An 8256-nucleotide genomic window follows, 5' to 3' on the forward strand; every position below is an offset into this window, starting at 1 on the left:
GGCCCGAGGCGCATGTTGGGGAAGTCCGAAGAGACCTGATTGGATTGCGCCTGATGGCGACGGGTTCTTCGCTGAAAGTTGCAGGCAAATTTTGTGAGCGCTTACCGTGATGACGGCGCCTCTTGCCGTATGCGGTTTTTCAAGGGGGGCTTCATGCCGATGCTGCCGCGTGCCGTTTTGTTGAGCTGTGTTCTTGCCGTTGTCTCGGGCGCCCAGGCGCTGGCGCAGGGTGCGCCGCCGGCCCCGCCGGTGACGGTCGCCAAGCCTATCGTTCGCAATGTCGTCGATAGCGACGAGTTCATCGGGCGCTTCCAGGCGGTCGATGAAGTTTCCGTGCGCTCGCGGGTGGGTGGCTATCTGCAGGAAGTGCATTTCCAGGATGGCACCATGGTCAAGCAGGGCGACCTGCTTTTCGTCATCGACCAGCGGCCGTTCATTACGACGCTGAACGAATCCACGGCGTCGCTGGAGGTGGCGAAATCGTCGCTGACGCTCGCCGATGCGCAATTCAAGCGGACGGAATCCCTGTCGACGACGGGTAGCCAGTCGGCATCCACGCTGGATGATCGCCGACGCGACCTTCTCTCTGCGCAGGCGAATGTGCGCGGCGCGCAGGCAGCCGTCGACCGTGCCAATCTTGACATGGATTTCACCAAAATCACCGCGCCGCTCAGCGGCCGGATCGACCGGCGGCTGATTTCCGTCGGCAACCTCGTGCAGGCCGACCAGACCGTGCTGACGACCATTGTCTCGCTCGATCCCATCGATTTTTATTTCGATGTCGACGAACGCCGGCTGCTTTCCTACGCCGATGAGGCTCGCAAGAACGGCAGCGCCCTGCAGCAGGGCGGCGGCGGGCTTGACGTGACCGTAACGATTGCCGATCAGCGGCAGAAGCCGTTCAAGGGCAAGCTCGATTTCGCCGAAAACCGCGTTGACAACGAGACAGGCACGATCCGCGTCCGCGCCAGGTTCCCGAATCCCGATCTTACCCTTCAGCCCGGCCTGTTCGGACGCGTTCAGGTGCAAGGCTCGAACAGCTACAAGGCGATCCTGGTTCCCGATGAAGCCATCGGCTCCGACCAGAACCAGCGCGTCGTCTATGTCGCCGATACCGCCGGCAATATCACGCCGAAGCCGGTGCGTCTCGGGCCGAAGCTCTACGGCTACCGCGTCATCCGTGACGGCATGACCGGTGACGAGACGATCGTCGTCAACGGGCTGATACGCATTCGGCCGGGCGCCAAAGTGACACCGCAGCTGATCGAGCTGCCACAGCAGGCGACGAATGACGAGCCGCCGGCTCAAGCGGATGTGCAGGGGACGAACCAATGAGGTTTTCCCATTTTTTCGTCGACCGGCCGATTTTCGCATCGGTTCTATCCATCGTGCTGCTGATCGTCGGCGGCATCGCCTATTTCCAGCTGCCGGTGGCGCAGTATCCGGAGGTTGCGCCTCCCACAATCGTAATTCGTACCTCCTATCCGGGCGCCGACGCGCAGACCATCGCCGATACGGTGGCAACGCCGATCGAGCAGGAGGTCAACGGCGTCGAGGACATGCTCTACATGTCCTCCTATTCCAGTGCCGATGGCTCGATGTCGCTGACGATCACGTTCAAGCTCGGCACCGATCTCGACAAGGCGCAGGTACTGGTGCAGAACCGCGTCGCCATTGCCGAGCCGCGCCTGCCCGACGAGGTCAGGCGCATCGGCATCACCACGGTTAAGAGCTCGCCCGACCTGATGATGGTCGTGCATCTTCTCTCGCCGAACAACCGTTACGACCAGCTCTACATCTCCAACTATGCGCGCACGCGCATCCGCGACATTCTCGTCCGACTGGATGGCGTCGGCGACGTGCAGCTCTTCGGCGAGCGGCAATATTCGCTGCGCATCTGGCTCGATCCGGAAAAGCTCGCGGCCTACGGCATGACCGCAGGCGACATCGTGCAGGCGCTCCGGGACCAGAACGTGCAGGTTTCGGGCGGCGCGATCGGCGGGCCGCCGGTTTCGGGCACCAATGCCTTCCAATACACGGTGACAACACAAGGGCGCTTCTCTGATGCGCGGCAATTCCGCTACGTCATCGTCAAGGCGACGGGCAATGGCCGGCTCGTGCAGCTGCAGGATGTCGCCCGCATCGAACTCGGCGCGCAGGACTACGTCACCAACAGCTATCTGAACGGCAGCCCGGCGGTCGCGCTCGGCGTGTTCGCCCGGCCCGGCACCAATGCGCTTGCCGCCGCCGCCGATATCCAGAAGACGATGGAGAGCCTGGCGCAGGATTTCCCGCAGGGGCTCGAATATCGCATCATCTACAACCCGACCGAATTCATCGCCGAATCGATCCACGAGGTCTACAAGACCATCTTCGAGGCGGCTATCCTCGTCGCCATTGTCGTGCTGGTCTTCCTGCAATCGTGGCGAACGGCGATCATTCCGATCGTCGCCATCCCGGTGTCGCTGATCGGCACCTTCGCCTTCCTGCTCGCCTTCGGTTTCTCGCTCAACATGCTGACGCTGTTCGGCCTGGTGCTGGCGATCGGCATCGTCGTCGACGATGCGATCGTCGTGGTCGAGAATGTCGAGCGAAATCTCGCGCTCGGCATGACGCCGAAGGAGGCGTCGCATGTGACCATGAACGAGGTCGGTACGGCCGTGCTGGCAATCTCGCTGGTGCTGATTGCGGTCTTCGTGCCGACCGCCTTCATTCCGGGCATCTCGGGGCAGTTCTATCGGCAGTTCGCGGTGACGATTTCGGTTGCAACGGCGATCTCCTGCCTGAACTCGCTGACGCTCTCGCCGGCGATCGCCGCGATCGTGTTGCGCCCGCACAGCCACGAGAAATCCAACAATATCTTCGCGCGGTTCGGCCGTGCCTTGGGCGACGGGTTCAACCGGGGTTTCGAGCGGATGAGCCGCGGCTATTCCTGGATCGTCCGCCATCTGGTGACCACCTGGGCAGCGCTCGCCTGCGCGCTTCTCGTTTTTGCCGGGCTGCTCGCCGGCACCTGGTACATGGGCCGGATCGTGCCGCAGGGCTTCGTTCCCACAATGGACCAGGGCTATGCGATCGTCGTCGTACAATTGCCTGATGGGGCCTCGCTCGCGCGCACCAATGCGGTCATTCAGAGGGCGACCGAGATCATCAACAAGACGCCTGGTATCGCCAATGCCGTCGCCTTCGCCGGCTTCAACGGTGCGACTTTCACCAATGCCTCGAATTCCGGTGTCATCTTCACGCCGTTCAAGCCCTTCGAGGAGCGGTTGAAGAGCGGGGAGACAGCCACCAAGATCATCGGTCAGCTCTTCGGCAGCCTGCAGGGCATCCAGGAAGCCTTCATCATTGCCATTCCGCCGCCCTCGATCCGAGGCATCGGCAATTCCGGCGGCTTCAAGATGCAGATCATGGACCGAGAAAATCCGGACATGCGCCGCATCCTGCCGCTCGCCTACCAGATGATGGGCGTCGCGGCACAGAACAAAGGTGTCAGCGGCGTCTTTACCACCTTCTCCGCCAACAGCCCGCAATATTTCCTGGCGATCGACCGCGATAAGGCGCGGGCGCTCAACGTGCCGATCCCGAATATCTTCGAGACCCTGTCGATCAACCTCGGCACGTCCTACGTCAACGACTTCAACGCCTTCGGCCGCGTCTACCAGGTGCGAGCGCAGGCCGATCAGCAGTATCGCATGGATCGCGAGGACATTCTGGCGCTGAAGGTGCGCTCGGCGACCGGGGCGCTGGTGCCGCTCGGCACGCTGGTCGATATCCGGGATACAACCGGGCCGACGCTCGTGCAGCGCTACAACATGTATGTCTCGGTCCCCCTGCAGGGCAATCCGGGGCCGGGAGTTTCCACCGGCTCGGCCCTCGACATCATGGAGGGGCTGGCGAAGAACCTCCTGCCTTCAGGCACGACCTTCGAATGGACGGAACTCGCCTATCAGGAAAAGCATACCGGCAATACGGCGGTCTATATCTTCGCCCTGTCGGTCATCTTTGTCTTCCTGGCTCTGTCGGCGCAGTATGAAAGCTGGGTCCTGCCGCTTGCGATCATCCTCATCGTGCCGCTCGCGGTTCTGGCGGCGCTGATCGGCGTGTATCTAAGGGGCATGGACAACAACATCCTGACGCAGATCGGGCTGATCGTGCTGATCGGTCTCGCAGCCAAGAACGCGATCCTGATCGTGGAATTTGCGCGGCAGGCGCAGCTTGAGGGAAAAAGCGCTATCGAAGCGGCGATCGAGGCAAGCCATCTGCGCCTGCGTCCGATCCTGATGACGGCCTTCGCCTTCATTTTCGGCGTCGTGCCGCTGATGATCGCCACCGGTCCGGGCGCGGAAATGCGCCAGTCACTCGGCACGGCCGTCTTTTCCGGCATGCTCGGCGTGACGCTGTTCGGCCTGTTCCTGACGCCGGTCTTCTACGTCGTCCTGCGCCGGCGGCGCAAGCAGGCGGAGGCTGCGGCAGAAGAGCAATCGGCGTCTGACGCAGCGCAATAAGCCGCCTTAGAGATGCGGGTTGCGGGGCCGGTATTTCTTGACCAGCTGCTGATTGGTTTCCTTGGCGCCCGGCATGTTGGCGCTGAGGTAGACCGGCGGGTCGCCATCCTTGCAGAGTTCGGCGGCGACATCGGCGAAAATGGCGTTCAGCACCGTGGCGCCGACCGCCGTCGATGCCGGGCCGACCTTCAGGCCGGTGCCCGGCAGGTCGATCATGGCGTCGCCCGGCGGCAGGCCGTTATCCAGCACGATATCGGCGATATCCGCGAGCTTCCTGCGTCCGTTGGCAATGGCGGCCGAATAGGCCAGCGAGGTGATGGCGATAACGGTGGCGCCGATCTCGCGGCCATAGTCTGCCGCCTCGAGGGGAGCGGCGTTGACGCCGGAGTTGGAGGCGATGATCAGCACATCGCCCGGCTGCATGCCGTAACGCTCGAAGATCGGCCGGATGAGGCCTTCGGTGCGCTCATAGACCGAGCTGATGACGGCGCCTTCATGCAGCATGGCCGATCCCACAAGCACGGGGATGGTGAAGGCGAGGCCGCCGGCGCGATAATGCACCTCTTCCGCCAGCATGTGCGAATGGCCGGTGCCGAAGACATAGACGCGACGATCGGCGCGCGCGGCCGTGCAGATGGCTGCGGAGGCCCTGGACATGGGTTCGGCAAGCACCTCGCGCAGGGTTTCCAACCGGCCGATGAGGGCGGAGAAATAGCTGTCCGTGACTGCGGTCATGCCGGCTTCCTCTTCGAGTGTTTTAAGCCGAAGGCTGGCCGGAGATCCATGTTCCGGTGACTTCGATGCCGTCATTGATGTGAACGAGGTCGGCGCGCATTCCCGGCGCCAGGTGGCCGCGATCGACAAGCCGCAGGAAGCGGGCGGGATAGGAGGTCGCCATGCGCAGGGCTTCGGCCAGCGGCAGCTCGAGGATATTGACGCCATAGCGGATGGTGGAGGCCATATCGACATCCGAGCCCGCCAGCGTGCCGTCGTCAAGCGTCAGCTTGGAGCAATAGCCGCCCTTGGTGCGATAGACCGTTCGGCCGTTCAGCGTGAAGCTCGGAAGATCGGTGCCGACGAGCGACATGGCATCGGTGACGAAGAACAGCCGGCCTTCGCCGCGCTTGGCGCGCAGCGCGACCCTGAGCGCAATCGGCTCGACGTGATGGCCGTCGGCGATGATGCCGCACCAGGGGGCGGGGTGGTCGATCGCCGCGCCGACGAGACCCGGGGCACGATGGCCCATCTGGCTCATAGCGTTGAAAAGATGGGTAACGCCGCGCGCGCCGGCGTCGAAACACGCCGTAGCCGCTTCCGCCGTGCAATCGCTGTGGCCGATGCTGACGATGACGCCGCCTTCGCTGAGCGCCTGCACCTGCCGTTCAGTCACCTGCTCGGCCGCGATCGTGACCAGCAGCGTGCCGATCGCCTCGCGGGCGCGTATGAAGGTCCGGACGTCGCTGTCCTCGACGGGGCGCATCAGCTCGGCCAGATGCGCGCCCTTGCGGGCCGGCGCCAGATGCGGGCCTTCCAGATGCAGGCCGGCGACGCCGCGATTGGCCTTCACGGCCATGACGGCCGCTTCGATCGCCGCTGTCGTCGCGGCCGCGACATCGGTGATGAGGGTCGGCAGTAGCGATGTCGTGCCGTAGGGGCGATGTCCCGCGGCGATCATATACATGGATTCGGGTGAGGGCTCGTCGTTCAACATGCGGCCGCCGCCGCCGTTCACCTGCGCATCGATGAAGCCCGGAGAGAGGACGCCGCCCTTCAGCTGGATGGTTTCGGCATTGTCAGGCACATCGTTGGCGCCGGTGATGGCATGGATGCGGCCATTGCCGATGACAAGCGCACTGTCTTCATGAAAGCGGTCGCCATCGAAGATGCGGGCGCCGGTAAAGACCTTGTAGTCCATCACATGGTCTCCGTTACCTTGAGAAGATTAGCCGGCTTATCCGGGTCGAAACCCTTGCGCCGCGTGACCGACTCGACGAGGCGATAGTAGCACAGCAGCGACACCAGCGGGTCGAGCAGGCCGTTGCCGGTGCTGGGCATGCGTAGGTTGATGCCGGCAAGCGGCGCGGTCGAGAAGGAGACGGCGGTTGCGCCGAGCTTCTGCAGGCGCTCCAGCGCCTGCGCGTTGTTGGCGAAGGCGGCGTCGTCGGGAGAGAAGGCGACGATCGGGAAGCCCGGCTGCACGAGGCGCATCGGGCCATGCATGAGTTCGGCCAGCGAAAAGGCTTCCGCATGTAGGCCGGCGGTTTCCTTTGCCTTCAACGCCGCTTCGAGCGCGATGGCGAAAGCCGGGCCACGGCCGCCGGTATAGAGCGAGGAAGCGTTGAAGAGCACGTCTTCGGCGGCTTTGCTATCGATGCCAGAGGTCGCGGCAAGGGCTTCAGGCAGCTTCGTGAGGCCGGCAGACAGCGCCTTGTCCTGCGAAATCGCCGCGGTGACGCCGGCAAGCGCGGCGACGGAGGCGATGAAGGATTTCGTGGCCGCGACGCTCTTTTCCGGGCCGGCATTGATGCCGAGCACGATATCAGCCTCGTTGGCGAGCGGGCTGTCGGTGACGTTGACGACGGCGATCGTGGTTGCGCCGCCCTTCTTGGCGGCGGCCTGCAGCGCGATGATGTCGGGGCTGCCGCCGGATTGGGAAACCGTGAAGTGGATGCCGCCCTTCAGGTGAAGAGGTGCACCATAGACCGAGGCGATCGACGGGCCGACGGAGGCGACAGGGACGCCGCAGGAGATTTCAAAGAGATATTTGAAGAAGGTCGCCGCATGGTCGGAAGAGCCGCGCGCGGCTGTCGTGATCAGCGACGGGCGGCCCGAGGCGAAGAGCTTCGCGATTTCGGCAAAAGCGGGCTTTTCCTTTTCAAGCAGGGTTGCGACGACCTCCGGCGATTGTCCGGCTTCCGTCAGCATCAGGGATTGGGTCTCGCTCACTGGTCATCTCCAATTCTCAATTCAGCAACAAAATCATAGGCATCGCCGCGATAATGCGAGCGTGTGTATTCAACGACGCGCTGGTCCGCGAGGCGGGAGACGCGTTCGATCAGCAATGCCGGCGCCCCGGCCTTGACGGTCAGGATTGATGCGGATGTCGGGTCGAGCGTCACGGCGGTCAGCCTCTGCTGGGCGCGCACCGGCTTGAAGCCCCTGGCGGCCAGCGCATCATAGAGCGATCCTTCGGATATGGCTTCTTCGCCCAGGAATTTGACGGGCACGACGGCGCGCTCGATGGCAAGCGGCTGGCCGTCGGCGAGGCGCAGTCGGTCCAGCCGCAGCACGGGCTCGTCGAGGCTGAGGCCAAGCAGGAAGGATTCCTCCGGTGCCGGCGCGCTGACGGTGCGTGACAGGATGCGCGCCGCCGGTTCGCGGCCGCGCGAGCGCATATCGGCGGAAAAGGAAGAGAGGCGCCAGAGCGGCTGCTCGATGCGCTCCACGTGTTGTGAGACGAAGGTGCCGCTGCCGTGACGGGATTCGATGACGCCCGAGGTGAGCAGGTCGCGATAGGCTGTCCGTACCGTGACGCGGCCGATCTGTAGGGCGCCGGCGAGATCGCGCTCGCCCGGCAGCGCCGTTCCGGCTTTCAGCAGCCCTTCCTGGATGAGACCAGTCAGCGCCTGGGCCAGGCGCTTATAAAGCGGCCCGCTTCCGGTCCCGTCGCCGAGGCCACGATTGTTCAATTCGGCGATCAAACTGGTTCTATCCATGATGTATATTTAGCTGTCTCTTATACACATCT

6 protein-coding genes are annotated in these 8256 nt (G+C 63.6%); 2 read left to right on the plus strand and 4 right to left on the minus strand.

The window, feature by feature from the left end; translation table 11 throughout:
* Positions 1 to 159 precede the first annotated feature (159 nt).
* Positions 160 to 1335: an efflux RND transporter periplasmic adaptor subunit gene (locus tag ACPYOP_RS16420; protein WP_481411430.1), complete on the plus strand. Its 1176-nt coding sequence runs from the start codon at positions 160 to 162 to the stop codon at positions 1333 to 1335.
* Positions 1332 to 4508 carry an efflux RND transporter permease subunit gene (locus ACPYOP_RS16425; RefSeq protein ID WP_481411420.1) on the plus strand — a complete coding sequence of 1059 codons (3177 nt, stop codon included), beginning with the start codon at positions 1332 to 1334 and terminating at the stop codon, positions 4506 to 4508. The genes ACPYOP_RS16420 and ACPYOP_RS16425 overlap by 4 nt, the downstream gene beginning before the upstream one ends.
* A 6-nt stretch (positions 4509 to 4514) precedes the next feature.
* Here the strand turns inward: ACPYOP_RS16425 and ACPYOP_RS16430 are convergent, their stop codons facing one another.
* From ACPYOP_RS16430 to ACPYOP_RS16445, 4 genes are read right to left on the minus strand one after another with little or no spacing between them, the layout of a single operon-like run.
* On the minus strand, positions 4515 to 5243 hold the full coding sequence (locus ACPYOP_RS16430) for an SIS domain-containing protein (RefSeq protein WP_481411421.1): 729 nt from the start codon (positions 5241 to 5243) through the stop codon (positions 4515 to 4517).
* Between the two features lie 22 nt (positions 5244 to 5265).
* Positions 5266 to 6423, minus strand: coding sequence for an N-acetylglucosamine-6-phosphate deacetylase (gene nagA, locus ACPYOP_RS16435; RefSeq protein ID WP_481411422.1), 1158 nt, complete (start codon positions 6421 to 6423; stop codon positions 5266 to 5268).
* On the minus strand, positions 6423 to 7454 hold the full coding sequence (locus tag ACPYOP_RS16440) for an SIS domain-containing protein (RefSeq protein ID WP_481411423.1): 1032 nt from the start codon (positions 7452 to 7454) through the stop codon (positions 6423 to 6425). Before ACPYOP_RS16440 ends, nagA begins: the two co-directional genes overlap by 1 nt.
* A complete protein-coding gene (locus ACPYOP_RS16445; RefSeq protein ID WP_481411424.1) occupies positions 7451 to 8224 on the minus strand; it encodes a GntR family transcriptional regulator in 774 nt (257 codons plus the stop codon). Before ACPYOP_RS16445 ends, ACPYOP_RS16440 begins: the two co-directional genes overlap by 4 nt.
* Positions 8225 to 8256: the final 32 nt, after the last annotated feature.

Source organism: Rhizobium sp. KNZ2-6A, from assembly GCF_056755475.1.